We start from the raw sequence: 25833 nt of genomic DNA, 5'->3' as shown, positions 1-25833 counted from the left end.
AATTCCGACCCCATCACCGGCCAGGCTGCCTGGTACGACGTGCGGGTGCGCATTTACAAGGCCGCCGAAGGCGAGCCTGAACAAACATTTCCACAGTTCAAGGCGGTACCCGCAGCCCCTGGCATGCGCCAGGTGCTGCCACGCATCCAGGCCTATTTCGCGGGCAAGGGAGACACGAAATGACCCAACTTGCCCTCGTCATCGACCTCAATGTGTGTGTGGGTTGCCATGCCTGCGTGACCAGCTGCAAGCAGTGGAACACCTCCGGCACAGCCGGCGCCTTGACGGATATCAATCCCTACGCAGCAGACCCCAACGGCACTTTTTTCAACCGGGTGCAGACCTTTGAAGTGGGTGAGTACCCGAACACCCAAACCGTGCACTTTCCCAAGAGCTGCCTGCACTGCGAAGATCCGCCTTGCGTGCCGGTATGCCCCACCGGCGCCAGCTACAAACGCGCCGAAGACGGCATTGTGCTGGTCGACTACGACAAGTGCATTGGCTGCAAATACTGCAGTTGGGCCTGCCCCTACGGTGCGCGCGAGTTCGACGAAGAGCGCAAGGTCATGACCAAGTGCACGCTGTGCGTCGACCGTGTCACCGACACCAAGTTGCCCGAGCCCGAGCGCAAGCCCGCCTGCGTGCTGGCCTGTCCGGCCAACGCCCGGCTTTTTGGCGACGTGCACGACCCCGAGTCGGTGGTCTCCAAGGCCATTGCCGAGCGCGGCGGTTACCAGCTCATGCCCGAGTGGGGCACGCGTCCGGCCAACCATTACCTGCCGCGGCGCAAGACCGAGATCCGCATTCACCCTGAAGACCTGGAGCGCGTCGACAACCCGCTCAAGCTCGACGGCAAACAACCCGAGTACGCCGGCCGTGGCGCCGGGCGTGAAGACTTTGCAACCTGAACCCCGGACACAACGACGATGCAACCCGCTTTTTCTGTGATTTTTTTAACCACGCTCGCCGGTGCGGCGCAAGGGCTGTTTCTGGCCCTGTACGGCACCGAACTCAGCGGCCTGGGGGCGCTCACGGCGCTGGAGAGCCAGCAATTTTTGTCTACGGCCAGTGCCGTGGCACTGGTGCTGACCGGCCTGGGTCTGCTGGCTTCGTTCTTCCACCTGGGGCACCCGGAGCGCGCCTGGCGTTCGGCCACCATGTGGCGCACCTCATGGCTGGCGCGTGAGGTGATTGCCTTGCCGCTGTTCATGCTGGGCCTGTTTTTGTACGCTGTGGCGCACTGGTTTGGCTTGGGCAACACCAAGCTGATTGGCGCGGTGACGGTGCTGCTGTGCCTGGCGCTGTTCGTGGCCACGGCCATGATTTATGCCTCGGTGCGCTTTTTGCAGGAATGGGCCAGCCCGCTGACCCTGGTCAACTACCTGCTGCTGGGCTGTGCCTCGGGGTTGACGCTGGCCACGCTCTTGGCCGCCGGCTTCGGCATGATGGCGCTGGTCACGCCTTACGCTTTGGCCGCAGCGGCACTCACGCTGCTGGCCTGGGTGACGCGCAGCGCGTCGCTGGTGCGCAACGCCCGGCTCAAGCCCAAGTCCAGCCTGCAAAGCGCCATTGGCATCAAGCACCCGCGCATCGTGCAAAAAGCGCAGGGCTTCATGGGCGGCTCGTTCAACACCCGTGAGTTCTTTCATGGCCGCAGCGCGCAGCTGCTGCGCTCGGTCAAATGGGCGTTTTTGTTGCTGGTGTTTCCGCTGCCGCTGCTGAGCCTGGCACTCGGCGTCAACACGGCTTCCACCGTGTTGCTGCTGCTGGCCTTTGTGCTGCAATACCTGGGTTTGCTGGCCGAGCGCTGGTTCTTTTTTGCGCAGGCCAACCACCCGCAAAATCTGTACTACCAAACCATCTCCTGAAGGACGTCATCATGCGAAACATCCTGTTGCCCATGGTCTTGATGCTGGGTCTGAACGCCGTGGCGCAAGACACGCCCGAGTTGGCCGAAGCGCGCAAAGTCGCCAGCGCCGTCCCGCCGAAGTTGCTGCAGGTGCTCACCGATGAAATCGCCAAGGGCGGGCCGGAGTCCGCCGTGGAGGTCTGCCGCGACAAGGCACCACAAATGGCCAAGGCCGCGTCAGAGCAAAGCGGCTGGACCATCCGCCGTGTCAGTTTGCAAAACCGCAACCCCAAGGCCGTGCCCGACGCCTGGGAACGCGCCGCACTGGAAGACTTTGACCGCCGTGCCGCTGCCGGTGAGAGCCCGGCTACGCTGGAGAAAGGCGAGCTGGTGACCAACGGCGAGCGCAAGGAATACCGCTACATGAAGGCCTTGCCGGTGCAGCAAATCTGCCTGGCCTGCCACGGCACCCCTGACAAGATCAAGCCCGAGGTCAGCGCGCAATTGCAAAAGCACTACCCCGGCGACAAAGGCACGGGCTACAGCATCGGCCAGATTCGCGGCGCCATGACGATCCGCCGGGCCCTGTGAGGCCACAGCCAAGAGCCGTAACGCCAACGGACCAATTTTGATGACTGTTTTTGCCCTTCCACCGCGGCCGCTCTGGTCGACTTCCCGGATGCTGCGCCACGCCGGTCTGGCGCTGCTGTTGTTACTGTGGCTGGTCTTGCCCGCCTACGCTGCCGACAGCGTGGTGCCTGCCAGTTCCATGCCCTGGTGGTTCTGGCCGCTGGCGCTGTTTGTCACCTGCTTCCTGATCGGCATCGTGGCGGTGCCCGCCGGCATTGGCGGCGGCACGCTGTTTGTGCCGATCATTGGCGGTTTCTTTCCGTTTCACCTCGACTTCGTGCGTGGCGCCGGTTTGCTGGTGGCGCTGGCCAGTGCGCTGGCGGCCGGGCCCATGCTGCTGCGTGGCGGCCTGGCCAGTGTGCGGCTGGCGCTGCCATTGGCACTGCTGGCCTGCATGAGCTCGATCGGCGGCGCGCTGCTGGGGCTGGCGCTGCCCGCTTCGGTCATCCAGATTGCGCTGGGCCTGATCGTGCTGGGCATTGTGGCCCTCATGCTGGCGGCCAAAAAATCAGAATTTCCCCATGTGGCGCAGCCCGACCGGCTGTCGAGCGCACTGGGGATGCACGGTGTCTTCATTGACGGCGCCTCGGGCCGCGCCATTGACTGGCAGGTGCACCGCACGCCGCTGGGCCTGCTGGTGTTTTTGCTGATCGGCGTCATGGCCGGCATGTTTGGCATTGGCGCCGGCTGGGCCAACGTGCCCGCGCTCAATCTGCTCATGGGCGTGCCGCTCAAGGTGTCGGCCGGTACCTCGGGCCTGGTGCTGTCGCTGGTTGACTCGTCTGCCGCCTGGGTTTACCTGAACCGGGGCGCCGTGCTGCCCATGATCGCCGTGCCCTCGGTGGTCGGCATGATGCTGGGCGCCCGCATCGGCGCGCGCCTGCTGCATGTGCTCAAAGGCTCGGTGATCCGCAAAATGGTGATTACACTGTTGCTGTTTGCCGGACTGCGCGCCCTGCTCAAGGGTTTGGGTGTGTGGATCTGAGGGCTGACAAACCATGACAAGCGAACAACTCACCGCCGCGCAACAACTGCACGCCCAACAACAACGGGACGAGTCCCAGCGTTATGCCTTGTTGCTCGACTGGAGCACACGCCTGGGGGTGCTGGCCTTGCTGCTGGCCTTTGCCGGCTATGTGTCTGGCATTCTGCCGCCGCATGTGCCGCTGGACCAATTACCCAGCCTCTGGAACTTGCCGGTGGACACCTACCTGCAACGCACGGCCACGCCCGCCGGTTGGGGCTGGCTGGCGCTGGCCTACCATGGCGACCTGGCCAACCTGGTCGGTATTGGCCTGCTGGCAGCCAGCTCCATGGCGCCGCTGCTGGGGTTGATGCTGCTCTATGGCAAGCGCAAGGACACGGTTTACGCGGTGATTTGTGCCGTGATTCTGGCGGTGTTGTTGTTGGCAGCCTCCGGGCTGCTGACGGGGGGGCACTGAGCATGGCGCAGTTATTTACCCGGCTGCTGCTGGCCACCGAGCACAGTGAATTTGATGAGGGTGCCGAGGCCATGGGTTTTGCCCTGGCGCAGCGCTGCCAGTTGCCCCTGGCCACGGTGCTGCCGCTGGTCAGCAACCCTGAATTCGAGGCCATTGCACCGCAAATCGCCGCCAAGGCCGAGCAGGAAGCGGCAGTCAAAATTGCCGAGCTGCGCCAACAGGCCCAGGCTGCGGGCGTGGCCATTGACCTGCGCCTGCGCCGCGGCGCCGAGCCCTACCAGGAAATCGTGGACGAGGCGCGCGAGCAGGGCAGTGACGTCATCATCATCCGCCGCCGCGGCAAGCGCGGTTTGCTGGCCAATTTGCTGGTCGGTGAAATGGTCAGCAAGGTGGTCACGCATGCGCCGTGTCATGTGCTGATCGTGCCGCGCGAAGCCCGGTTGTGGCAGCGGCGCGTGCTGGTGGCGGCCGAGGCCACGCCGACCGGGCGCCAGATTGTGGCTACGGCCGTGGCCGTGGCGGCCCAGTGTGCTTTGCCGCTGCATCTGGTCAGCGTCGTCGTCGCCGATGCCTTGCGAGCGCAAGCCGACGCGTTTGTCTCTGAGATGCTCATTCAAGCGCATGCGCTCGGCGTGGCGGCGCAGGGCGAGGTGCGCGTGGGCAAGCCCTTCAATGAAATTCTGGCGGCCCGGGTCGCGTGCGACGCCGACCTGATCGTGATGGGCAGCCGTGGCGAGCCCGGCATTGGCCGTGCTCTGCTGGGTGGCGTGGCGCAGAAGGTCATGGGGCTGTCCGAGCACCCGGTCCTGGTTTTGCATTCTTGATTTTTGGAGGAAATTCACCATGAGTGACGCACTGAACTATTTGATCAAAACCCGGCCCGAGACCATCAGCCATTACTTTGCCTTCCTGAAGCAAACGGGCACCCACCTTGACCCCAAGACACGCAACCTGATTTCGGTCATTACCAAGGTTTATTCGCAAACCGACCGTGGCTTTCGTCAGTACCTGGGTCGCGCCCTGCGCGAGGGTTGCACCCCCATGGAAGTGCTCGATGCGCTGCTGATGGCGTTTCCGGCGCTGGGTCTGGCCAAGATCACCTGGGCGGTGGACATTATTCTGGACATGAACATCCCCGGTTTTGATCCGGACGTCATCACCCAAAAAGCGCCTGCTGCTGCCGAATGGCGCGATCTGATTGCCAGCAAGGACATCAAGGACGGCGAGGTCACGCGCACCGAGTGCCAGGGGCGCGGCCTGTTTGTCTACCGCGACAAAAAAAGTTACCAGGTGTATGACAGCCACTGCCCGCACCAGAACACCGACATCCCCGAACTGGCAGTCAAAGGCACCACCTTGACCTGCCCCAAACACCAATGGCAATTCGACGTCAAAAGCGGCGACTGCATCAAGAAGGGCAAAACCCCCCTCACGCGCATCGAATCCAAAGTGGTCAAGGGCCGCTTGCTGGCTTTTTGGTAAGCCCGGCAGCGGTTTTTGACGCTTCCCCATCACCCCCAAAGTGAAGCCCCGCGTATTTTTTTATTATTACAACCGGAGAATTACATGAAAGCGTCCCGCAAGTTATTTTTGTTGACCCCCCTGTGTGCACTGCTTGCGGCCGGGTCGGCGCATGCCACCAACGGCATGCTGATGGAAGGCTATGGCCCGATCTCCACCGGCATGGGTGGCGCTTCTCAAGCGATTGATCACGGCAATGCCGGCATGGCGCAAAATCCGGCCACGCTGGGCATGATGGCTGACGGCACGGCGCGCCTGGATGTGGCCTTTGGTATTCTGGGGCCGGATGTCTCCAGCTCAATGGCAGGCAGGCCGACAGCCGAATCAGGTGGCACGTCTTACTTGATGCCGGCTTTTGGCTATACCCGTCGTAATGGTGCGCTCACCTATGGTCTGGGCGTGTTTGCCCAGGGCGGCATGGGGACCGAGTACGATGCGACTTCGTTCATGGCCGGAGGTTTTAATTTGCCTGCTCGATCTGAATTGGGTGTTGGCAATGTGATCTTTCCGGTGGCTTACCAGGTCAATCCAAACCTGACAGTCGGTGCGACGCTGAAATTCATGTGGTCATCGCTGGATATGCAAATGGCTGCATCTATGCAGGATTTGGGTGCCATGATGACTGGCGGAAGCGGTAGCTTTGTCGCGCAAGATATGACTAATCCTTTTGCTGGTGCCAGCGCGGCACGCCTTAGTTTTTCGGACGATAACGATTTCACTGGCGCTGCAAAATCCACAGGCTTTGGTGCCGCATTGGGTATGACCTACAAGGTCAATAAAGATGTCATGGTGGGTGCTTCGTACCAGTTCAAGTCGGCGCTCGACGACATGGAAACGGGCAGCAGTGGGGCTAGCATTGCAACGGATACTGGTATTACTGATTTTGGGCGGATGACAGTGATTGACTTCCAGATGCCCTCGGTGTTCGCCGTGGGTGCCAGCTGGCAAGCCAGTCCCGCCCTGCTGTTGGCTGCCGATCTGAAGTACATTGGCTGGAATGACGCCATGAAGAGTTTCAAGATGCGTTATGACAGCTCAATGGGGCGTGGATCAGTGAGTTTTGCCATGCCGCAGGAATGGAAAGACCAGACGGTGTTGAATCTGGGCCTGGCCTGGAAAGCCAATGAAGCGCTCACGCTGCGCGCTGGCTTGAACCTGGCGGGCAACCCGATTCCCGATGCCTACGTGAACCCCTTGTTCCCAGCCACGGTCAAAAACCACGTGACCCTGGGTCTGGGCTACCAGGTGTCCAAGGCGGGCGACTTCAACATGTCGCTCACCATGGCCCCCAAGGTGACGGTCACAACGCCGCAAGCCGTCATTATTTCCCACTCCCAGACCAACTGGCAGTTCATGTACAGCCACCGTTTCTGAAGCTGGCTTGCCCTGCCTGATTGATCCGGCTTGAACCAAGTGGGCGCTGCCAGTCAATGGCAGCGCCCACGCTCGTTTCAGGGCTTGATGTAGGCGTAGCTCTCCTTGAGCTGCAGCCGGGCGGCTTCGGCCACGCCGGAGGGCACCAGCGTGGACTCCATCAGCAGGCTGTCGGGGTCGAGGTTGCGCGTCACCAGGGTGTTGTTGCAGACCCTGAACTCCACGCCCTGGCCCGCCAGGTCGGCCACCGCGCCCGAGAATTCGCGGCCCTTGCTGTCTTTGGCATCAGAGATCAAAAAGTCAATGCCCGGGCCATTGGTCACGACCACAATCTTGACCTTGGGGTCGGCACTGAGGTGGTTCTGGATGTTGCTCATGGCCGCGGCCACGGTGTCCAGGCCGGTGGTGATGTGGTAGACCACGCCGGGCCCCTGGGCGCTGGCCAGCGTGGTGCTCAGGCTCAGTAAAAAAGTGAGTAAAAGTTTCACCATGGCTTGTGTCCTGTCGATTTTTTTGAAATAGTGCGGGTTTGTACCGTGACAGCCTCGCGCTGCACACAGTACCATTTATATATCCGAAGCGACTGATAAATAAGTTTCACTTTGTTTATCCTGGGGACGGATGGGTTCTTTCACGATTAGGCTACTCAAGGACATCATATGAAAAAAATAAACCGATTGCTTGCGGGCCTGGCGCTCGCCGGTCTTTCTTGCTGGGCCAGCGCCGACGCGCTGCAGGTGCGCAGCATGGCCGCCTCCTGCTCGGCTTGCCACGGCACCAACGGCGTGGCGCTGCAGGGCATGGACAGCCTGGCGGGGCAAAAAAAGGAAGACCTGCAGAAAAAGATGCTGGACTACAAAACGGGCAAAAAGCCCGCCACGCTGATGCATCAGCTCGCCGCGGGCTACTCCGACGCGCAGATTGAACAGCTCGCCGGCTACTTTGCCGCACAGAAGAAATAAGGGGAACGAACATGTTACGTCGTCAATTTGTCAGAACATTGGGTGCGGGTTCGGCCCTGGGTGCCTTGGGCAGCCTGGGGATGTTGTCGGGCTGTGCCAGCACCGCGGGCGGCAAGGGGCCCAAAGTGGTGGTGGTGGGTGGTGGTTTTGCCGGTGCCACGGCCGCCAAATATGTGCGCATGTGGTCCGACTACGGCATTGCCGTGACGCTGGTGGAGCCCAACGCCTCCTTCATTTCCTGCCCGATGTCCAACCTGGTGATCGGTGGCGTCAAAACCATGGCCGACATCACCACGCCGTACAGCGGCCTCAGCAAAAACCACGGCGTCAACGTGGTGCGTGACACGGTGACGTCCATCGATGCCGACAAGCGCATCGTCAAGCTGGCCAGTGGGTCCGAGCTGCCTTATGACCGGCTGATCTTGTCGCCCGGCATTGACTTCATGTGGGAAACCCTGCCCGGCATGGCCAAGCCTGGCGCGCAGGACAAGGTGCTGCATGCGTGGAAAGCCGGGGCGCAGACCGTGGCGCTGCGCAAGCAGCTCGAAGCCATGCCTGATGGCGGTGTCTATGCCATGTCGATTCCGCTGGCACCCTACCGTTGCCCGCCCGGCCCCTACGAGCGCGCCTGCCAGGTGGCCAGCTATTTCCAGAAAGTCAAGCCCAAGTCCAAGGTCCTCATTCTCGATGCCAACGAAGACGTCACGTCCAAGGGGCCTTTGTTCAAGAAGGCCTGGGCTGAGCGCTACCAGGGCATGGTTGAATTCCGCGGCAAGCACGCCTTGTCCGATGTGGATGCCGCAACCAACACCCTCAAGTTCGAGTTTCAGGACGACGTCAAGGCCGATGTGCTCAACGTGATTCCGCCCATGCGCGCCGGGTCCATCGCCGTGCAGAGTGGCTTGGCCACGGCCAACAAGCGTTGGTGCGAGGTGGACTTTTTGACCTTTGAGTCGAAGGCGGCCAAAAACATCCATGTGCTGGGCGATTCCATTTTGGCCGCACCGGCCATGCCCAAGTCCGGCCACATGGCCAACCAGCATGGCAAAACCTGTGCCGCCGCGGTGGTGGCCTTGTTGACCGGCCAGACGCCCAATGCGTCGCCGATCTACAACAACACCTGCTACAGCTTCGTCAGTGCCGAAGACGTGGTGCATGTGGCCAGCGTGCACACCTATGACCCGGTCAAGAAGACCATGGTCACGGTGGCGGGCTCCGGTGGCGTCTCCAAAGCCGCCAATGAACTCGAAGGGCGTTATGCGTTGGCCTGGGCGCAAAACATCTGGGCAGATACGCTGGTGTAAATGCCCATGAAGCTGAAAAAAACCTTGATCGCGTCGCTGCTGGCGCTGGCCATGGGCGCCAGCTGGGCTCAGGCCGACCAGGCGCGGGCGAAAAAACTTGTCATGGGCTCGTGTTTTTTGTGCCATGGTGAAAACGGTGAGTCGGCCAGCGAGGTGTTTCCCAAGCTGGCCGGCCAGCATGCCGAGTACATTGCCAAGCAGCTTGACAACTTCAAGACCGGCAAGCGCAAAAGCACGGCCATGGCCGACATGTCAGGCCGCCTGACGGCCGATGAAATGCTGGCGCTGGGTCAGTATTTTGAGCGCAAACCGGTTGCGCCCGAGACCGTCAAGGACACTGATCTGGCAGCAGTGGGGCGCTACATCTTTCACACCGGCAACACCTACAGCGGTGTCCCCTCCTGCGCCAGTTGTCATGGCAAGGACGGATTTGGAACGGCCAACTTGCCACGCCTGGCGGGGCAGTATGCCTCTTACATCGAAACCCAGCTCACGCTTTTCAACCAGCGCGAGCGCACCAATGACAACGCGGTGATGCACGCGATTGTGAGCAAGATGACGCCGCTGGAGATGGCGGCGGTGGCGGCCTACATCAGCGGTAAATAGCTGCGGGAAGCGGCCAAAATCATCAGACAGCGGTGTTGGCGCATGTCAAGGCGCCATGCCCGCGTGCGCCGGCGCATGGTCATGTGTGTGCGCGTGGCCGTGGGCGTGGCGATGAGCATGACTGACCAGCGCCCGGGTGGGTGCATCGACCAGGCGGTCGGCCAGGCCCGCGCCGACCCACATACCTGCCAGCGCCAGCCAGGCGGTGAGCGCAAAAATGGCGCCGCCAGTGATGCCGGCACCCACCGCACAGCCGCCCGCCAGCATGGCGCCAAAGCCCATCAGAACGGCACCGACAATATAGCGCCGCATGCTGTAGCCGTCCCTGAAACCTTCCAGGACAAAGTCCTTGCCCACCCAGGCGCCCAGGAAAGAGCCCAGGAAAACCCCCGGCACCAGGCCAAAATTGAAGCCGATCTCGGGTGCTGGCGAGGCCACCACGCGCATCAGCCATTCGGCCGAGGGGCCGCTGAAGGTCAGGCCCTGCACCGGTACCACCTCAAATGAATTTTTCGACACCCAGTAGTTGAAGCCCCAACCCGCGGCAACGGCCAGTCCGGCACCAATGCCCCCAGCCCATTTCCAGAGGCCGCAGCCGCTGCGCACCGCAAAGTAGAGCCCCGCCACCAGCCATAGCAGGCCGAAGGCCAAGCCGCCCCAGGGGCCAACGTGGGTCAAGGCCAACAAGTCGCGTGCGGCACCGCCATCGACCGTCCACCAGCTGCTGATGCTTTCGCGCCAGGGCGCCAGCGCGCCGCCCAGGGCGGCTTGCGCCGTGACGGCAAAAATCAGGCCGGAGAGCAGGGCGCGCAAATTGCCGTTGGCCGACAGCACCAGCAGGCGGCTGGCGCAGCCCCGCGTCAGCACCATGCCGACGCCAAACAGCAAGCCGCCTACCAAGGCACCCGAAATACTGCCTGTGGCGGAAATCTGACGCGTGCTGGCCGCGTCCATGTTGCCGCTCAGGATGAGCCACTGCACGCCGACCACGGCACTGGAGAAGGCCAACAGCCAGACCGCCACTTTTTTGCCAAAGCTGCGGTGCCAGAATTCGAGCGTGGCTGAGCGCAGGCAGAACTTGGAGCGCTGGGCGAAAAAGCCGAAAAGAGCGCCAATGACCAGGCCGCCCAGCGCCAGCACGGCCTGCTCGCCGTGGCTTTCAATCAGGCTGGCAAAGTTCATTTTGGCTCCACGTAATTCATATTTCGCTTATATTACAGGCATAAGAATGCTTTGACACGTCCTGTTTTGGAGGCCACATTGAAAATAAATGTTTTGGGTTGGCGTTTTGCCCTGTGGCTGTTCGCCTGCCTGTGGGCTGGCTTGGGTGCCGTGCACGCGGCCGAGCAACCGCCCATGGTGCTGCAGCAGGTGTCGCCTTCGGTCTGGTATGTGCAGGGCGTGTCTGAACTGGGCTCCTCGGCCAATCAGAATTTCATCTCCAACGCGGCTGTGGTGGTGACGCCTGCCGGTGTGGTGCTGGTGGACGCCCTGGGTTCACCCGCCCTGGCCAAGCGCCTGGTGGCAGAAATCAAAAAGATCACGCCCTTGCCCATCACGCACGTGCTGGTGACGCACTACCACGCGGACCATATTTATGGCTTGCAGGTGTTCAAGGACTTGGGCGCGAAAATCTTTGCGCACCGTGCGGCCCTGGACTATCTGAACAGTGACACCGCGCAGTTGCGCCTGGAAGCTTCGCGCGAGCAGCTGTTTCCCTGGGTTGACGAGCACACGCGCCTGGTGATGCCCGACGCCTGGATCGACACCGACCAGGAGCTGCTGCTCGGCGGCATGCGCTTTCAGGCGCGTATCGTCGGCCCGGCCCACACCCCTGAAGACCTGGCTTTTTACCTGCCCACCGAGAAGGTCCTGTTTGCCGGCGACCTGGTGTTCCGTAACCGGATTCCTTTTGTGGGTCAGGCTGACAGCCGCCACTGGATCACGGCGCTGGACCAGTTGCTGTCTTTCGACACCCGGGTGATCGTGCCCGGCCACGGTCCGGTTTCCAACGATGCGCGCCACGACATGCAGCAAACGCGCGAGTACCTGGTGTACCTGCGCACCGCCATGGGCCGCGCGGCCGAGGCCATGGAACCGTTCGAGGAAGCCTACCAAAAGACCGACTGGTCGCAGTTTGTGCATCTGCCGCTGTTCAAATCGGCCAACCGCATGAACGCGTACAACACCTACCTGCAGCTCGAACACGAGGCCAAATGATGCCCGCCCACACCTTCTCCCTGACGCGTCGCCAATGCCTGCTGGCGGGTGCCGCTGCGGGTCTGCTGGGCGCTGGCCCCGCGCGGGCCGCCACTTTGCCGATGCCCACTTCCTTGCCCGATGCCCTGGCCGCCGCGCTCAAAAAAGGCAACCCGCTGGTGCTCATGGTGAGCCTGGTGGGGTGCCCTTTTTGCGTCATTGCCCGCGACAACTACCTGGCACCCATGCAGGGCCAGGCGGGCCTGTCCATTGTGCAACTCGACATGCGCAACCGTCAGCTGGTGCAAGACTTCAGCGGCGTCACGCAGACCCAGGACGAGCTGATCCGGCGCTGGGGCGTCAAGGTGGCGCCTACCGTGTTGTTCTTTGGCCGCGGTGGTGTTGAAGTGGCAGAGCGCATGGTGGGGGGCTACATTCCTGACTTTTACGGGGCTTACCTGGATGAGCGTGTGCGCACCGCGCGTGCCGCTGTCGCCAGCTGAAAGGCAGCATGATGATTCCCATCAAGACCGAATCCGCCTGGCGCGGCACCTCGGATTGCCGCCAATGCGGTATTCGCGACATGGTGCTGTTTGCCGACCTCAACGAGCATGATTTTTCCCGTATCCATGCGCCCATCGATGACCTGGAATATGCGCAAGGCGATGCCTTGTACGCCGAAGCCGGTGCGGCGCAGGCCATCTTCACGCTGCGCAGCGGCATGGTGAAACTGGTGCGCAGCACCCTCGATGGCCGCCCGCGCATCGTGCGGGTGTTGCGCGCCGGGGATGTCATTGGGCTGGAGGCGCTGGCAGGGGCGCGTTATGACACCGATGCCGTGGCCTTGACACCGGTTTCGGTGTGTCGCATTCCGCTCAATGTCATTCAAAAGCTGGCGTCCGGCAGCCCCCGCTTGCACGGCCAGTTGATGAACAAATGGCAGCGTGCGCTGAAAGACGCCGATGACTGGCTGGCCGACATGAACTTTGGCACGGCACGCCAGCGGGTGGCCAACCTGGTGCTGAAAATGCGCAGCCCCAGCAACCCCGACATGTCGGTGCTTTTCTCGCGCGAGGACATGGGCGCCATGCTCGACCTCAAGCTGGAAACCGTCAGCCGCGAGATCAGCCGCCTTGTGCGCGAAGAGGTGATCAAACCGCTGGACAAACAGGGGCGCATCTACCGGGTGCAACAGCCGCAGTGCCTGTCGAGCGCATGAGTTGATTCGCCGTCAGGGTAACTCCTGATAGGCAGGGCTTTACGCTTGCTTGATCATTGGCGTATGTCAAATGCTCTCCTGAAACACCTTCTGTGGGCCTTGCCGGCCTGGGTCGCCAGCGTGGCCCTGGCGCAAGACGTGCCTGCGCTTTACGAGGGGGCTGATTTGAAGCTGGGCGAGAAGCTCATTGCTGAAAACCAGTGCGATGCCTGCCACATCCGCAATGTGGGTGGTGACGGCAATGGCATTTATCGCCCGGGCGGCCGCATCAATTCCCTGGGCCTGCTGCGCGGTCAGGTGGATGCTTGCAACACGGTCCTGAACCTCGCTTTTTTCCCCGAAGAAGTGACCTCGATTGCGGCCGTGCTGAACCGCGACCACTACCGCTTCAAGTAGCCTGGCGCGCGCCAGGTCTTCTTGCCTCCCTTGTTTCACCTTGCGTAGGTGAAAACCCCAGTGGTTTTTCTGTAAAATTGTCTTACATTAATAAATCCGAATATATGGATTTAATCAATGAGTGGTGCAGGATTCCCGGAAATCTCCTCGCTGACGCCGGAACGCGCAGCAGAGCTTTTTGGGGTTTTGTCGACACCGGTGCGCTTGCAGATCATTCGGATTTTGTGTCACGGTGAGCAGAATGTGACGCATTTGCTGGCGCACATTGAGGCCTCCCAGCCCAATATGTCGCGACATCTGCAGGTCTTGTACCAGGCTGGTGTGCTGTCCAAGCGGCGCAGCGGGCATCAGATTTTTTACCGTCTGGCGGCCGAATCACAAGCCTTGATTTGCAAGCTGCTGTGTTCGAATTTTGAGGGTGGCGGGACCGTGTTTGAGGTTCCTGTCTGACGGGGTGAAGTTTTGCAGCGTACCGGGCATGGTGAACGGAACGCGTAACAGGAGTTTTTTGAATGGAACAAAGTGTGAGCTCGGGCAGGCTGATCAAGGCCCCCGAGAATTTTCTGAACAGGGACGGCATCAAAGCCGTTTTTGCAGAAGCCAAGAAAGGTCGTCGCGACTTTATTCGCAATGCCTTTGCGGCAGCTGCGGCTGGCGCTGTCGTGCCCGTCGCGCTGGCGCAAGGCAACCCGGTGCCGACCGAGGGCGGTGACCCGAATATTTTGAACCTGCCGGCGCACAGCGTCGGCCTGGGGCAGGGCGTGGCACAGAACGACGGCTACGGCAAACCTTCGCAATACGAATCCGGTGTGCAACGCCGACAAAGCCCGGGCTTGACCCAGACCACGCAGGCCTCGGTGTCGTTTGCCCCGCTGCAGTCGCTGTTTGGCATCGTCACCCCCAGTGGTCTGCACTTTGAGCGTCACCACCAGGGCTGGTGGGACATCGACCCGTCCAAACACCGGCTCATGATCAACGGCATGGTGAAGTCGGCCAAGGTGTTCACGCTCGATGAAATCATGCGTTTGCCGGCGGTGTCGCGTTTCCACTTTATTGAATGTGGCGCCAATACCGCGGTTGAGTGGGGCAACGTGGCGGTGCCCACCGTGCAGTACACCCACGGCATGGTGTCGTGCAGCGAATTCACCGGCGTGCCGCTCATCACCTTGCTGGAGCTGGCGGGTGCCGATCTGAAGAACGGCAAGTTTGTGCTGGCCGAGGGCGCGGACGGCTCGTCCATGACCCGCACCATTCCCATGAGCCTGATCAAATCCGGCGAGGTGTTTGTGGCTTACGGCCAGAACGGCGAGATGCTGCGCCCCGAGCAAGGCTATCCGCTACGCTTGATCGTGCCCGGCATTCAGGGCGTGAGCTGGGTCAAGTACCTGCGCCGCCTTGAGGTCGGTGACAAGCCTTACGGCACCAAGGACGAAGCCATCCATTACATGGACCTCATGCCCAATGGCCAGCACCGCCAGTATTCAGGCATCCAGGAGTGCAAGAGCGTGGTGACCACACCGTCCGGCGGCCAGGTGCTGCTGGACAAAGGTTTTTACAACATCACCGGCCTGGCCTGGAGCGGCAAGGGCAAGATCAAAAAGGTCGACGTCTCGGTGGACGGTGGCCGCAACTGGCGCAGCACGCGCCTGCAGGGCCCGGTGATGTCCAAGGCGCTCACGCGTTTCAACATTGACTGGGTGTGGGATGGCAAGCCCGCCATCATCCAAAGCCGGGCCACCGATGAAACCGGTTTTGTGCAACCCACTTACCAACAATTGCGGGCGGTGCGCGGCACCCGTTCGATCTATCACAACAATGCGATTCAGTCCTGGCTGGTGCAGGAAAACGGCGAGGTTAAAAATGTTCAGGTTTCGTAAAGCAGTCATCAGCCTGGCCTTGCTGGCGTTTGGCGGTGTCGCCCTGGCCCAGTCGGCGGCCAATATCACCGGCCTTGGCCGTGACGCCACACCCAAGGAGGTGGCAGCTTGGGACATCGACGTGCGTCCCGACTTCAAGGGCCTGCCCGCTGGCTCGGGCACCGTGGCACAGGGCCAGGATGTCTGGGAAGGCAAGTGCGCCAGTTGTCACGGCTATTTTGGCGAATCTGGCGAGGTCTTCAGCCCCATCATTGGCGGTGTTCAGCCCAAGGACCTGCAGACCGGCCATGTCGCCAACCTGACCACCCCGGGCTACCCTGGGCGCACCACCTTCATGAAGGTGTCGAGCATTTCAACGGTGTGGGATTTCGTCAACCGGGCCATGCCCTGGAACGCGCCCAAGACCCTGAAAACCGACGAGGTCTATGCGGTGGTGGCGTTCATGCTCAACATTGCGACCATCGTGCCCGATGACTTCACGCTCAACGAGAAAACCATTCGTGATGTGCAGGCGCGCATGCCCAACCGCAACGGTATGACGACCGACCACGCGCTGTGGCCGGGCAAGGAATTTGGTGGCGCCGGCAAGCCCGACACCCGCAATGTGGCCTGCATGAAAGACTGCACGCCCGAACCCAAGCTGGCGTCGTTCCTGCCTGACTTTGCGCGCAATGCCCACGGCAACCTGGCCGAGCAAAACCGCCTGGTGGGTGCCCAGCTCGGCGCCGACACCACGAAGCCGGAGCCAAAAATAGGCGACAAGCCAGCGCTGCCTGTGGCGCCCAAGCCGCAAGTCGAGGCGCCTGCCAGTGGTGCTGATACCGGCAAACCGGATGCCAAGAAAGCAACGGCCCTGCTGCAAAAAAATGGCTGCCTGATCTGCCACGGCATGAGCAACAAGATCGTCGGCCCGGCTTACACCGACATTGCCAAGAAATATTCAGGCCAGGTCGATTACCTGGCCAACAAGATCAAAGCTGGTGGCGCGGGTGTCTGGGGGCCGATCCCCATGCCTGCCCAGGCCTTGAGCGTTGCCGATGCCAAAACCATTGCGGTCTGGCTGGCAGCAGGGGCTGGCAAGTAGCGCCCAGGACAGTCCGGTCGAACTTATTTTTCAGTAGAACTTTATGAAGGAGATTTCAATGCAAACTCGTCGCGAGACACTCAAACACAGCGCCATCGTGGCCGGCCTGCTGGCCACCACCGGCCTGTTTCCTCAATACGCTTTCGCTTACAACAAGACGGCCTTTGAAGCCAAGTCGGTGGCCGAAGTGCTCAAGGCGCTCGGTGCCGGTGCTCCGGTCGAGAGCAAGGACGTCACCATTGGCGGCCCGGACATCGCTGAAAACGGTGCTGTCGTGCCCTTGACCGCCAGCACCACCCTGGCGGGTGTCAAGCACATGCTGTTGCTGGTCGAAAAGAACCCGGCCGCCCTGATTGCCCAGTTCAACGTGACCGACAGCGTGGATGCCAACTTTGCCACCCGCGCCAAGATGGGCCAGTCCTCGGACGTGTACGCCGTGGCCATCATGAACGACGGCAAGGCGCTCTTTGCCAAAAAAGAAGTGAAAGTGACCCTGGGTGGTTGCGGCGGCTAAGGCCAGCGCAGGCACACCCCGGACACAGCGCCAAATGATTGGCACCCACGTTTAATTTATTGATTTCAGGAGATACAAAATGGCAGATCCAATGCGCATTCGCGCCCAAGCAGCTGGCGACAAAGCCACCGTCCGTGTTTTGATGAGCCACGAGATGGAATCTGGCCAGCGCAAGGATTCCGCTGGCAAACTGGTGCCCGCATGGCACATCAGCGAAGTCTCGGCCAGCCACAACGGCAAGGTCGTGATGACCGCCGACTGGGGCCCTGCAGTGTCCAAGAATCCGTTTTTGCAATTCAACATCAAGGGCGCCAAGGCCGGCGACAAGGTGGCGGTCACCTGGAAAGACAACAAGGGCGACAGCCGCACCGACGAAGCCACGGTGTCCTGATTTTCAACGCCCCTGTCCAGGGAGCCTTGATTTTCAGTTGCGTCGTTAGGACGTTCATTCCTATTCAGGAGACAAAAAATGAAAAAAATTGTGTCTATGCTGGCACTAGCCGCCATGTCCGCCACGGCGGCCCATGCCCAGAAATCGGCGGCGGTGCTGGCCATCGAGGAGTACCGCGCCATGCTGGCCGACGGCAACCCGGCCGAGTTGTTCGAGGCCAAGGGGGAAGACCTCTGGAAGCAAAAGCGCGGTCCCAAAAACGCCTCGCTGGAGAAGTGTGACCTGGGCCAGGGCCCGGGTGTGGTCAAGGCGGTGTTTGTGACCTTGCCGCGCTACTTCGCCGACACCAACCGGGTGCAGGACCTGGAGTCGCGCCTGGTCACATGCATGGAAACCTTGCAGGGCTTCAATGGAGCCGAGATCGCCAACACGCCCTTTGGCAAGGGCGAGCAAAACAATGTCACCGCGCTGGCCACCTGGATCGCTGCCGAGTCGCGTGACATGAAGTTCAATCTGCCGCAAGCCCACGCCAAGGAGCAAGTGGCTTACGAGGTTGGCAAGCGCCTGTTTTTCCAGCGCGGCGGTCCGCATGATTTTTCATGCGCCTCGTGCCACGGCGCCGACGACTGGCGCATTCGCCTGCAGGACCTGCCGAATCTGACCAAGAACCCGGGTGACGGCGTGGGCTTTGCCGCCTGGCCAGCTTACCGTGTGTCCAACGGCCAGATGTGGAGCATGCAATTGCGCCTCAACGACTGCTACCGTCAGCAGCGCTTTCCGTACCCGGGTTTTGGCAGTGATGCCACCGTGGCCCTGGGGGTGTACCTGGGCGTGAACAGCCAGGGTTCCAAATCAATCGCTCCGGCCATCAAACGCTAATGCCAAGGAACATCACCATGAAAAAACAACATGCATTTGCACTCTCGGCACTGGCGGCTTTGCTGGTAGCGGGCTGCGCCAGCGGCCCGAGCACGGCAGACCTCGACAAAATGGCCGCCGATGTCGTCAAGGCGTCGTTCCGTGACCAGGGCATCGTCAAGGTGTCTGCCATTGCGCCTGAAGACATCAATGAAGCCTGTACCTCAGCCGATGTGGCCGGTAAGCCCATTGACCCCGACCTGGCCAACAAGCTGCAGGACGCGCAGCTCAAGACCATCAAGTGGCCGGCTGACGGCAAGTACATGGGTGACTGGAAAGCCGGAGAAAGGCTGGCCCAAAGCGGCCGTGGCCTGACCTGGACCGACAGTGCCGATACCGCCAACGGTGGCAATTGCTACAACTGCCACCAGATGGATCCGAAGGAAATTTCGTTCGGTACCATTGGCCCGAGCCTGACCGGTTACGGCCATACGCGCGGTGTGATTGCCGACCCGACCAGCCCGGCTTCCAAGGCCATCATCGAGTACACCTGGGGCAAGATCTGGAACGCCAAGGCTTACAACGCCTGTTCCGTCATGCCGCGCGCGGTGCACAAGGGCATCATCACCGAAGCCCAGGCCAAAGACCTGATGGCCTTGCTGCTCGACCCCAAGTCGCCGGTCAACAATTGAGCTGATTTTTTTCAACATGGCCCGGCCTGCCCGGGCTTTTTAATTTTTACCCTTGGGTAGTAACACTATGAATTTGACCAAACGTGAATTTATGCAGGTGCTGGGCGCTGGCACCATGGCAGGCATGGGGCTGAGCGCTTATGCACAGGCAGACGTGGCCACGGCCGCCAAAGGACTCTACGACATTCCCAAATTCGGCAACGTGTCGTTTTTGCACATGACCGATTGCCACGCGCAGCTCAAACCCATTCATTTCCGCGAGCCCAGCATCAACCTCGGCATTGGCAGCATGAAAGGCAACTTGCCGCATCTGGTGGGCGAGCATTTGCTGAAGGTCGCCAAGGTTCGCCCCGGTACCGCCGAGGCGCACGCGCTCACCTACCTCAATTACGAACAGGCCGCCAAACGCTACGGCAAGGTCGGTGGTTTTGCGCATCTGGCCACGCTGGTCAAGCGCATGAAAGCCAGCCGCCCGGGTGCCTTGCTGCTCGACGGCGGCGACACCTGGCAGGGCTCGGGCACGGCGCTGTGGACCAACGGCCAGGACATGGTCGACGCCTGCAAGCTGCTTGGGGTGGACGTGATGACCGGCCACTGGGAATTTACGCTGGGCATGGAACGCGTCAAGGAGATCATCGAGAAAGACTTTGCCGGCAAGGTCGACTTTGTCGCGCAAAACGTCAAGACCAACGACTTTGGTGACCCCGTGTTCAAGCCCTATGTGATCCGTGAGATCAACGGTGTGCCCTGCGCCATCATCGGCCAGGCTTTCCCCTACACCCCGATTGCCAACCCGCGCTACATGGTGGCTGACTGGGCCTTTGGCATTCAGGACGACAACATGCAGAAGATGGTCGACGAGTGCCGGGGCAAGGGTGCCCAGGTGGTCGTGGTGCTGAGCCACAACGGCATGGACGTTGACCTCAAGATGGCCAGCCGCGTGAGTGGCATTGACGCCATCATGGGTGGCCACACGCACGACGGTATGCCGGTGGCCAGCATCGTCAGCAACAAGGGCGGCAAGACCATTGTCACCAACGCGGGTTCCAACAGCAAGTTCCTGGCTGTTCTTGACTTCGATGTCAAGGACAAAAAGGTCGCCGATTTCCGCTACAAGCTGCTGCCGGTGTTTGCCAACATGCTGCCCGCCGACGCCGAGATGGACGCGCTCATTACCAAGGTGCGTGCGCCCTATGAGGCCAAGCTGGCAGAAAAGCTGGCCGTGACCGAGGGCACGCTGTACCGCCGCGGTAACTTCAATGGCACCGGCGACCAGTTGCTGGTCGATGCGCTGATGGACGTGCAGGGTGCCGACCTGGCGTTTTCACCGGGCTTCCGCTGGGGCACCACGCTGTTGCCGGGCCAGGCCATCACCCGCGAATGGCTGATGGACATGACCGCCACCACCTATTCTTACGCCACGGTGTCCGAGATGACCGGTGCCACCATCAAGACTGTGCTCGAAGACGTGTGCGACAACCTGTTCAACCCCGACCCCTATTACCAGCAGGGCGGCGACATGGTGCGTGTGGGTGGACTGGCCTACAGCTGCAGCCCGCTCGAGACCATGGGCAAACGCATCAGCGACATGCGCATCAACGGCAAGCTGATCGAGGCCGACAAGAAGTACAAGGTGGCGGGCTGGGCGCCGGTGGCCGAGGAGGCTAGAGGCCAGGGCAACAAGCAGGTCTGGGAAGTGGTGGAAACCTGGCTGGCCGCGCGCGGTGGCAAGGTGAGCGCGCGCAAGCTCAATGCCCCCAAGATCATCGGTGCGCTGCCCAACCCGGGCTATGCCGCCTGACCTTGAGCGGGTGAAGTCGTAAGCAGACGCGGCGAAAAATTTGGCAGACAACGTTGTCCAGCGCACCGACCGGCGCTGGCGACCTGGGTACATTGGGGCGCAACGGGTGGGCAATGTGCTCACCTCTGCTGGAGTGCGGCCATGAATCCCAATCTGCAAACAATCAAATTCTCAAATCCCGAGTTGCCTGGACAAGACGCGTCTCAAGGCGATTTGCTGGAGGGTTGGCCGCGGCTGTCGGTCTTGCTGAGTTCGCAGACCACGTTGGTGGTTCTGGCGATCCTGACCACCGTGGTCCTCATGCTGGCATTTCACCAGATTGTGCTTGGCGCCGTCGAGCAGGGAAAGTTGCTGCAGCAGGCCAGAAACCTGCAAGGCGAGGCATTCTTGCGCTGCCAGGGTCTGCGAGGCGCCACTGAACGCGATCACTGTCTGCGTCAGCCCCATCCCATCGCCCTGACCGAATCGCGCTTGTAATATCAGTTTGCGTTGATATATGTCAATATATTTGTTATCGCTTAATCTTTAGAATGATTCCGTGCTTCAGGCACCCTGTGTGCCCAGTGAGTGCATGTGGCAATGTGTCACGGTATTGTTTTGAAAGGCAGCCAACGATGAAAGCGCAATTTCCAGACGGCAAACGGGTCGTCAAACCTTTTTGGTCACCTCTGGCGGCGGGCATCGCACTCGGTCTGGTGTTGATGCTCAGCTTTATCCTCTCGGGCCATGGCTTGGGCGCCAGCGGCGCGGTGACCCATGTGGTGGCCGGGGCCGGATTGGTGCTGGCGCCGGAGGCAACGCTGGCCAACCCCTACCTCAAGCCCATGGTCTCCGAAGGCAACCCGATCGGCTCTTGGATCACCTGGGAGGTGCTGGGCATGATCATTGGTGCGGCCATCGCGGCCTTCATGGCCGGGCGCTTTCGGGTGCAGCTGGACGGACAACGCAGCCTGGGCTCCGGGCGACGCCTGACGCAGGCGCTGCTGGGTGGCACGCTGGCAGGTTTTGGGGCCCGCGTGGCGGGCGGCTGCACCAGTGGCCTGGGATTGTCCGGCGCTGCGGTGTTCAGCATCTCGGCCTTTGTTTTTCTGGGTGTGTTTTTCGCCACCGGTTTGCTGGTCGGCCGTTTTGTCAAAGGAGTCTGACATGTTTCCCCTTCATGAAAGTGGCATGGTCTCGGGCCTGGTGTGTGGCGTGCTGTTTGGCTTTGTGCTGGAGAATGCCGGCTTTGGCAGCCCGTCCAAACTCACCGGGCAGTTCCGCTTGACCGACTGGTCGGTGTTCAAGGTCATGTTCACCGCCATTGTGGTGGCGGCGGTCGGGCTGTGGGGCATGCAGGTGGTGGGGCTGATGGCGCCCGACACCCTGTTTGTACCGCAAGCCCTGGTGATGGCCTCGGCCGTGGGCGGCGCCCTGATTGGTGCCGGTTTTGCCATTGGCGGCTATTGCCCGGGCACCTCGATGGTGGGCATGTCGTCCGGGCGTCTCGATGCGCTGGTGTTTGTGGTGGGCTTGTTCATTGGCACCACCGCCTTTGCCGGCTTTTATGGCGACGCCATTCGGTCCATGATGGCCGTCGGTGAAATCATTGACGGTGACAACTTTGCTGATGTGTATGGCATTGCCGACCCCGTCATGCTGGGCATCATGGCGGCCAGTCTGGTGGGCATTTTTTACCTGGGTTCGTGGTTCGAGCGCCGCGGCCCGGGCCCGGTCACGGCCGAACAGGCGGTAGCCGGCGCCGATTAAGACCGGCGCCTTGACGTGCTGACTCAGCGCGTCAAGGCCATGAACAGTTTGGGCAACTGCTCGGGTAGCCGGGCAATGTTGTCGATCACCGTGTAGCGGCGCCCGAAAATGTCGCTCACGTAAGCATCAGCAGCCGCGTCGAGATTGATGCAGTAGGTAAAAATGCCCTGCTGGTCGAGCTCACGCACGGCCTCCTTGGCGTCTTCGATCAGCAAGCGCTCATCAAACACATCAATGTCCGACGGTTGCCCGTCGGTCAACACCAACAATAATTTTTTATCAGCCGGCTGCGCGCGCAAGGTGTGTGCCGCGTGGCGCATGGCCGCGCCCATGCGCGTGCTGTAGGCGGCCTGCATGGCGGCCAGGCGCGCCTTGACCTCGTCACCCCAGGCCTCGCCGAAACCTTTCAGGTGCAGGTAACGCACGTCGTGGCGCGTGTTGGAGTGAAAGCCGGCAATGGCCAGCGGGTCACCCAATTGTCCGACCGACCAGGCCAGCAGCGACACCGCTTCCTGGCTGAGTTGCAGCACGGTTTGCTCGGTGCCGCGCGCTTTTTCGTTGAGTGACTGCGACAAATCCAGCAGCAGGGTCACGGCAATGCTGCGGCCGTTGGTGGTGTGGCTCATGTTGATGCGCGGCTCGGGCTGGCTGCCGGCACGCAGGTCGATCAGCGAGCGGATCGCCACGTCGAGGTCGAGTTCACTGCCGTCTTCCTGGTAGCGCACGCGCACCTTGTCCTGGGGTTTGAGCAGGTCCAGCAGGCGCTTGAGGCGCTTGGCCAGCGCGCTGTGTTTGGCCAGCAGCGCGTCGATGTCGGCGGCATGACCCGACGGGTGCAGGCGCTCGTACAGGCTCACCCAGTCGGGTCGCAAGCTCTGGCTGCTGTAGTCCCATTCCGGGTAGTGACGCGGTGGCAGGCTTTGAAGTTCTTGCGTGGACGGCGTTTGGTCAGGGGCGTCAAACATGTCCTCGTCGTCGCTGAGCTCATGAAAACGCCACAGATGCCGGTTGTCATCGCGGTAGTCGACCTCGGTATCGGCAAACCAGGTGTTCGGCAATTGGTCGCTTTGCAGCCGGGTTTTGCCGAGGTAACTCAGTGCCAGGCCGGCCATCTCGGAGGTGCTGGACTCGCCCTGTGCCAGCAGCGCGTGAAAGCGTTGTACCCAGTCGGTCAGTTGCACTTGCTCGAAGCGCCGGGGCGGGTCCAGCAAGGCGCGCGACAGCATGCCCAGGCGGTGGCGCAGGCAGGAATGGGTGGCCGGGTTGCAGGCGCCGTCCACCGGGCTGGGGTGCAGCGCCCTGAAGATGCGGCGCAAACCGGGGTACTCGCGCACGGCCAGTGCTTCAATGCGGGAATCTTCAAAGCATTCGATGGCCATGCGCTGCGCCGGGCTGAAGTTGTCGCCAAAAATGGCGGTGCTCCAGCGCCGGTGCGCGGCAATATGCGCCAGCGCGGCGCGGTAGCGGTCCATCCCGCTGATGCCCGCGCGCTCGTCGTACACGTCGGGTAGTCGGATGCCCATGGCATCGAAGTAGGGCATGGGCTGGCGCTGCACATCAAAGGCGGTGGAGTAGGGCACCAGCACGTCAGCGTCCTGCCACAAGGCCTGCAAATACAGGTCGAGCGCGCGGGTGTGGTCCATCAGCAGCGTGCCGTGGCGCTCGCGTTGCAGCACGGCGCGGCTGTCGGCGGATGCCAGGCTGAAATAGGCGCGCTGTTGTTCGGGGTGGTGGCTGGTGTTGCGGATGCCGTAGTCCACCCAGTTTTGCAGGCCCTGCAGACTCAGCAGTTTCAGCAGCTGGGGAGATTTTTCGAAAAAAATGGCCAGGCTCGGGCTGGGGTAGGTTTTGTGAATGCCGTGAATCGAGGTGCTGGTGCGCTCCATCAGGCGCAGGCTGACATCCAGGAAGTGCTGCATTTGCACACGCGTGGGCAGGCGTCGCGCCACGGCGGTCAGGGCCTGCAAAAATGGCGCAATGGCGTCGCCGTTGGGTGACTTGTTGATGAGCTTGGCGGTCGCGATGACCGGGCTCAGGGCATCTTCGCCCACGGTGTGCGCAATTTGTGGCCACTCCTGCAGAAAGATCAGCACGGGCTCGACACCCCGGCCCATCTTGCCCAAAAAACGTGCTTGGGCCAGATAGTCGTCCAGGCCTTCTGTGCTGAGTTTGGCCTGGGCATCGACCATGCAGTCGGCAAAGATGCTGTCTATTTGGGGAAAGCTGCTACCCAACTGGGTGCGCCAAGCTTGCAACTGCTCAGCGTCAGGAACGCTTGCTTTGAGGGTGTCTGATAAATTTGTCATTGCGAGCGAAGCGCGGCAATCCATGCCCCTCAGCCAAACACCGCGTCAATCGCGTGGTCCAGCGTGGCGCGAATGTCGGCGTCGTCGGTGATGGGGCGCACCAGCGCCATGCGGCAGGCATCCACCGGCTCGACATCTGCCCGCATCAGCATGGCGGCATAGACCAGCAGCCGGGTGGAAATGCCTTCGTCGAGGCCGTGGCCCTTGAGCGCACGCGCCGTGCCGCCCACCTTGACCAGCCGCACCGCATCGGCCAGGGCAATGCCGGTCTCGGTGGCGATGATGCTGGCTTCGAGCTCGGCTGGCGGGTAATCAAAGTCAAAGCCGACAAAGCGCTGTTTGGTGCTTTGCTTGAGGTCTTTCATCAGGCTTTGGTAGCCCGGGTTGTAGGAGATGACCAGTTGAAAGTCGGGGTGCGCCTGGATCAACTCGCCCTTTTTTTCCAGCGGCAACTGGCGCCGGTGGTCGGTGAGCGGGTGAATGACGACCGTGGTGTCCTGGCGCGCCTCGACGATTTCATCGAGGTAACAAATGGCGCCGATGCGCGCCGCTGTGGCCAGCGGGCCGTCGAGCCAGCGTGTGCCGTTGGCCTCCAGCAGGTAACGGCCCACCAGGTCAGACGCCGTCATGTCTTCGTTGCAGGCCACGGTGATGAGGGGTTTGCCCAGCTTCCAGGCCATGTATTCGATAAACCTGGATTTGCCACAGCCTGTAGGGCCCTTGACCATGACCGGAAGTTTGGCGCGGTACGCTGCCTCAAACAGCGCGACCTCATTGGTTTGTGGCTGGTAGAACGGCTCTTTGCTGACGCGGTACTGCTGTGTGGTGTCGGTCATGTGCAGCTCTCATTGCGTTGATTTAAAAACAAGACATTTGTGCATTGTGGGCCAGCAGCGCGCATTGGGTATCTGACGTCGCTCGTGTCCCCCGTGACGGGCTTTGCCCGTCCCTCCTCCTTGACCTCGCTATGTCAGACACCCAATGCACGCTGCTTGCGTGGGTCACCTATAACGAGCCTACAAAATGTAACCAGCGCCAGCAAGCGCTCAAGCTCGGGGT

At 61.4% G+C, this 25833-nt stretch carries 31 protein-coding genes; 27 read left to right on the top strand and 4 right to left on the bottom strand.

The window, feature by feature from the left end; all coding sequences use genetic code 11:
- The 9 genes from Q7U49_RS06120 to Q7U49_RS06080 form a co-directional block, all read left to right on the top strand.
- A partial coding sequence (locus Q7U49_RS06120) for a hypothetical protein (RefSeq protein WP_304763187.1) occupies window positions 1-183 on the top strand: 183 nt, incomplete at its 5' end.
- Window positions 180-908, top strand: a complete 729-nt coding sequence (soeB, locus tag Q7U49_RS06115; protein ID WP_304763186.1) for a sulfite dehydrogenase subunit SoeB — start codon at window positions 180-182, stop codon at window positions 906-908. The genes Q7U49_RS06120 and soeB, both read left to right, overlap by 4 nt.
- 18 nt (window positions 909-926) lie before the next feature.
- Window positions 927-1868, top strand: coding sequence for a DmsC/YnfH family molybdoenzyme membrane anchor subunit (locus Q7U49_RS06110; protein WP_304763184.1), 942 nt, complete (start codon window positions 927-929; stop codon window positions 1866-1868).
- Between the two features lie 11 nt (window positions 1869-1879).
- A complete protein-coding gene (locus Q7U49_RS06105) occupies window positions 1880-2440 on the top strand; it encodes a DUF3365 domain-containing protein (protein ID WP_304763182.1) in 561 nt (186 codons plus the stop codon).
- Between the two features lie 88 nt (window positions 2441-2528).
- A complete protein-coding gene (locus Q7U49_RS06100; RefSeq protein WP_304763180.1) occupies window positions 2529-3464 on the top strand; it encodes a sulfite exporter TauE/SafE family protein in 936 nt (311 codons plus the stop codon).
- A gap of 13 nt (window positions 3465-3477) precedes the next feature.
- Complete coding sequence (locus Q7U49_RS06095; RefSeq protein WP_304763179.1) at window positions 3478-3921, top strand: hypothetical protein; 444 nt, start codon at window positions 3478-3480, stop codon at window positions 3919-3921.
- A 2-nt stretch (window positions 3922-3923) separates the two neighbouring features.
- On the top strand, window positions 3924-4745 hold the full coding sequence (locus tag Q7U49_RS06090) for a universal stress protein (RefSeq protein WP_304763177.1): 822 nt from the start codon (window positions 3924-3926) through the stop codon (window positions 4743-4745).
- A 19-nt stretch (window positions 4746-4764) separates the two neighbouring features.
- Window positions 4765-5403 (top strand): Rieske 2Fe-2S domain-containing protein, encoded by a 639-nt coding sequence (locus tag Q7U49_RS06085; RefSeq protein WP_304763175.1) that lies wholly within the window; start codon window positions 4765-4767, stop codon window positions 5401-5403.
- 84 nt (window positions 5404-5487) lie between these two features.
- On the top strand, window positions 5488-6816 hold the full coding sequence (locus tag Q7U49_RS06080; RefSeq protein ID WP_304763173.1) for an OmpP1/FadL family transporter: 1329 nt from the start codon (window positions 5488-5490) through the stop codon (window positions 6814-6816).
- 77 nt (window positions 6817-6893) lie between these two features.
- Here the strand turns inward: Q7U49_RS06080 and Q7U49_RS06075 are convergent, their stop codons facing one another.
- Window positions 6894-7307: a DsrE family protein gene (locus Q7U49_RS06075; RefSeq protein WP_304763171.1), complete on the bottom strand. Its 414-nt coding sequence runs from the start codon at window positions 7305-7307 to the stop codon at window positions 6894-6896.
- A 168-nt stretch (window positions 7308-7475) separates the two neighbouring features.
- On the opposite strand from Q7U49_RS06075, the gene Q7U49_RS06070 reads away from it, so the two are divergent.
- The 3 genes from Q7U49_RS06070 to Q7U49_RS06060 are packed head-to-tail and all read left to right on the top strand — an operon-like array spanning window position 7476 to window position 9688.
- The gene (locus Q7U49_RS06070) at window positions 7476-7778 is read left to right on the top strand and encodes a class I cytochrome c (protein ID WP_304763169.1); all 303 of its coding nucleotides are present in this window, start codon (window positions 7476-7478) and stop codon (window positions 7776-7778) included.
- Between the two features lie 11 nt (window positions 7779-7789).
- Entirely contained in the window at window positions 7790-9082 is a 1293-nt protein-coding gene (locus Q7U49_RS06065; protein WP_304763168.1) for an NAD(P)/FAD-dependent oxidoreductase, read from the top strand.
- Window positions 9083-9088: 6 nt separating this feature from the next.
- A complete protein-coding gene (locus tag Q7U49_RS06060) occupies window positions 9089-9688 on the top strand; it encodes a cytochrome c (protein ID WP_304763166.1) in 600 nt (199 codons plus the stop codon).
- A gap of 45 nt (window positions 9689-9733) precedes the next feature.
- Here Q7U49_RS06060 and Q7U49_RS06055 read toward each other — a convergent pair whose 3' ends face one another.
- A complete protein-coding gene (locus tag Q7U49_RS06055) occupies window positions 9734-10870 on the bottom strand; it encodes a YeeE/YedE family protein (RefSeq protein ID WP_304763165.1) in 1137 nt (378 codons plus the stop codon).
- A 78-nt stretch (window positions 10871-10948) separates the two neighbouring features.
- On the opposite strand from Q7U49_RS06055, the gene Q7U49_RS06050 reads away from it, so the two are divergent.
- The 15 genes from Q7U49_RS06050 (at window position 10949) to Q7U49_RS05980 (ending at window position 22468) form a co-directional block, all read left to right on the top strand.
- The gene (locus Q7U49_RS06050; RefSeq protein WP_304763163.1) at window positions 10949-11908 is read left to right on the top strand and encodes an MBL fold metallo-hydrolase; all 960 of its coding nucleotides are present in this window, start codon (window positions 10949-10951) and stop codon (window positions 11906-11908) included.
- On the top strand, window positions 11908-12390 hold the full coding sequence (locus Q7U49_RS06045) for a hypothetical protein (protein ID WP_304763161.1): 483 nt from the start codon (window positions 11908-11910) through the stop codon (window positions 12388-12390). Before Q7U49_RS06050 ends, Q7U49_RS06045 begins: the two co-directional genes overlap by 1 nt.
- An 8-nt stretch (window positions 12391-12398) precedes the next feature.
- Window positions 12399-13106, top strand: a complete 708-nt coding sequence (locus tag Q7U49_RS06040) for a Crp/Fnr family transcriptional regulator (RefSeq protein ID WP_304763160.1) — start codon at window positions 12399-12401, stop codon at window positions 13104-13106.
- A gap of 63 nt (window positions 13107-13169) precedes the next feature.
- A complete protein-coding gene (locus tag Q7U49_RS06035; RefSeq protein ID WP_304763159.1) occupies window positions 13170-13502 on the top strand; it encodes a hypothetical protein in 333 nt (110 codons plus the stop codon).
- 117 nt (window positions 13503-13619) lie between these two features.
- Window positions 13620-13952 (top strand): helix-turn-helix transcriptional regulator, encoded by a 333-nt coding sequence (locus Q7U49_RS06030; RefSeq protein WP_304763157.1) that lies wholly within the window; start codon window positions 13620-13622, stop codon window positions 13950-13952.
- Window positions 13953-14014: 62 nt separating this feature from the next.
- Window positions 14015-15379 carry a sulfite dehydrogenase gene (soxC, locus tag Q7U49_RS06025; protein ID WP_304763156.1) on the top strand — a complete coding sequence of 455 codons (1365 nt, stop codon included), beginning with the start codon at window positions 14015-14017 and terminating at the stop codon, window positions 15377-15379.
- Entirely contained in the window at window positions 15363-16463 is a 1101-nt protein-coding gene (locus Q7U49_RS06020; RefSeq protein ID WP_304763154.1) for a c-type cytochrome, read from the top strand. The genes soxC and Q7U49_RS06020 overlap by 17 nt, the downstream gene beginning before the upstream one ends.
- Window positions 16464-16521: 58 nt before the next feature.
- Window positions 16522-16977: a thiosulfate oxidation carrier protein SoxY gene (soxY, locus tag Q7U49_RS06015; protein ID WP_304763152.1), complete on the top strand. Its 456-nt coding sequence runs from the start codon at window positions 16522-16524 to the stop codon at window positions 16975-16977.
- Window positions 16978-17056: 79 nt separating this feature from the next.
- The gene (soxZ, locus tag Q7U49_RS06010; RefSeq protein ID WP_304763151.1) at window positions 17057-17368 is read left to right on the top strand and encodes a thiosulfate oxidation carrier complex protein SoxZ; all 312 of its coding nucleotides are present in this window, start codon (window positions 17057-17059) and stop codon (window positions 17366-17368) included.
- Window positions 17369-17446: 78 nt separating this feature from the next.
- Window positions 17447-18247 (top strand): sulfur oxidation c-type cytochrome SoxA, encoded by an 801-nt coding sequence (gene soxA, locus Q7U49_RS06005; RefSeq protein WP_304763149.1) that lies wholly within the window; start codon window positions 17447-17449, stop codon window positions 18245-18247.
- Between the two features lie 17 nt (window positions 18248-18264).
- The gene (soxX, locus tag Q7U49_RS06000) at window positions 18265-18918 is read left to right on the top strand and encodes a sulfur oxidation c-type cytochrome SoxX (RefSeq protein ID WP_304763147.1); all 654 of its coding nucleotides are present in this window, start codon (window positions 18265-18267) and stop codon (window positions 18916-18918) included.
- Between the two features lie 67 nt (window positions 18919-18985).
- Complete coding sequence (gene soxB, locus Q7U49_RS05995) at window positions 18986-20719, top strand: thiosulfohydrolase SoxB (protein WP_304763145.1); 1734 nt, start codon at window positions 18986-18988, stop codon at window positions 20717-20719.
- A gap of 141 nt (window positions 20720-20860) precedes the next feature.
- On the top strand, window positions 20861-21196 hold the full coding sequence (locus tag Q7U49_RS05990; RefSeq protein WP_304763144.1) for a hypothetical protein: 336 nt from the start codon (window positions 20861-20863) through the stop codon (window positions 21194-21196).
- 137 nt (window positions 21197-21333) lie between these two features.
- Window positions 21334-21864 (top strand): YeeE/YedE thiosulfate transporter family protein, encoded by a 531-nt coding sequence (locus Q7U49_RS05985; protein WP_304763142.1) that lies wholly within the window; start codon window positions 21334-21336, stop codon window positions 21862-21864.
- Window position 21865: 1 nt separating this feature from the next.
- On the top strand, window positions 21866-22468 hold the full coding sequence (locus tag Q7U49_RS05980) for a DUF6691 family protein (protein WP_304763140.1): 603 nt from the start codon (window positions 21866-21868) through the stop codon (window positions 22466-22468).
- Between the two features lie 23 nt (window positions 22469-22491).
- Here the strand turns inward: Q7U49_RS05980 and Q7U49_RS05975 are convergent, their stop codons facing one another.
- Window positions 22492-24774 carry a nitric oxide reductase activation protein NorD gene (locus Q7U49_RS05975; protein ID WP_304763139.1) on the bottom strand — a complete coding sequence of 761 codons (2283 nt, stop codon included), beginning with the start codon at window positions 24772-24774 and terminating at the stop codon, window positions 22492-22494.
- Between the two features lie 29 nt (window positions 24775-24803).
- Window positions 24804-25610, bottom strand: coding sequence for a CbbQ/NirQ/NorQ/GpvN family protein (locus tag Q7U49_RS05970; protein ID WP_304763137.1), 807 nt, complete (start codon window positions 25608-25610; stop codon window positions 24804-24806).
- Between the last annotated feature and the right edge of the window lie 223 nt (window positions 25611-25833).

The sequence above is a fragment of the Rhodoferax sp. genome (genome assembly GCF_030653815.1).
Classification (GTDB): Bacteria; Pseudomonadota; Gammaproteobacteria; order Burkholderiales; family Burkholderiaceae_C; genus Rhodoferax.
This window is presented reverse-complemented; position numbering and strand designations above follow the sequence as displayed.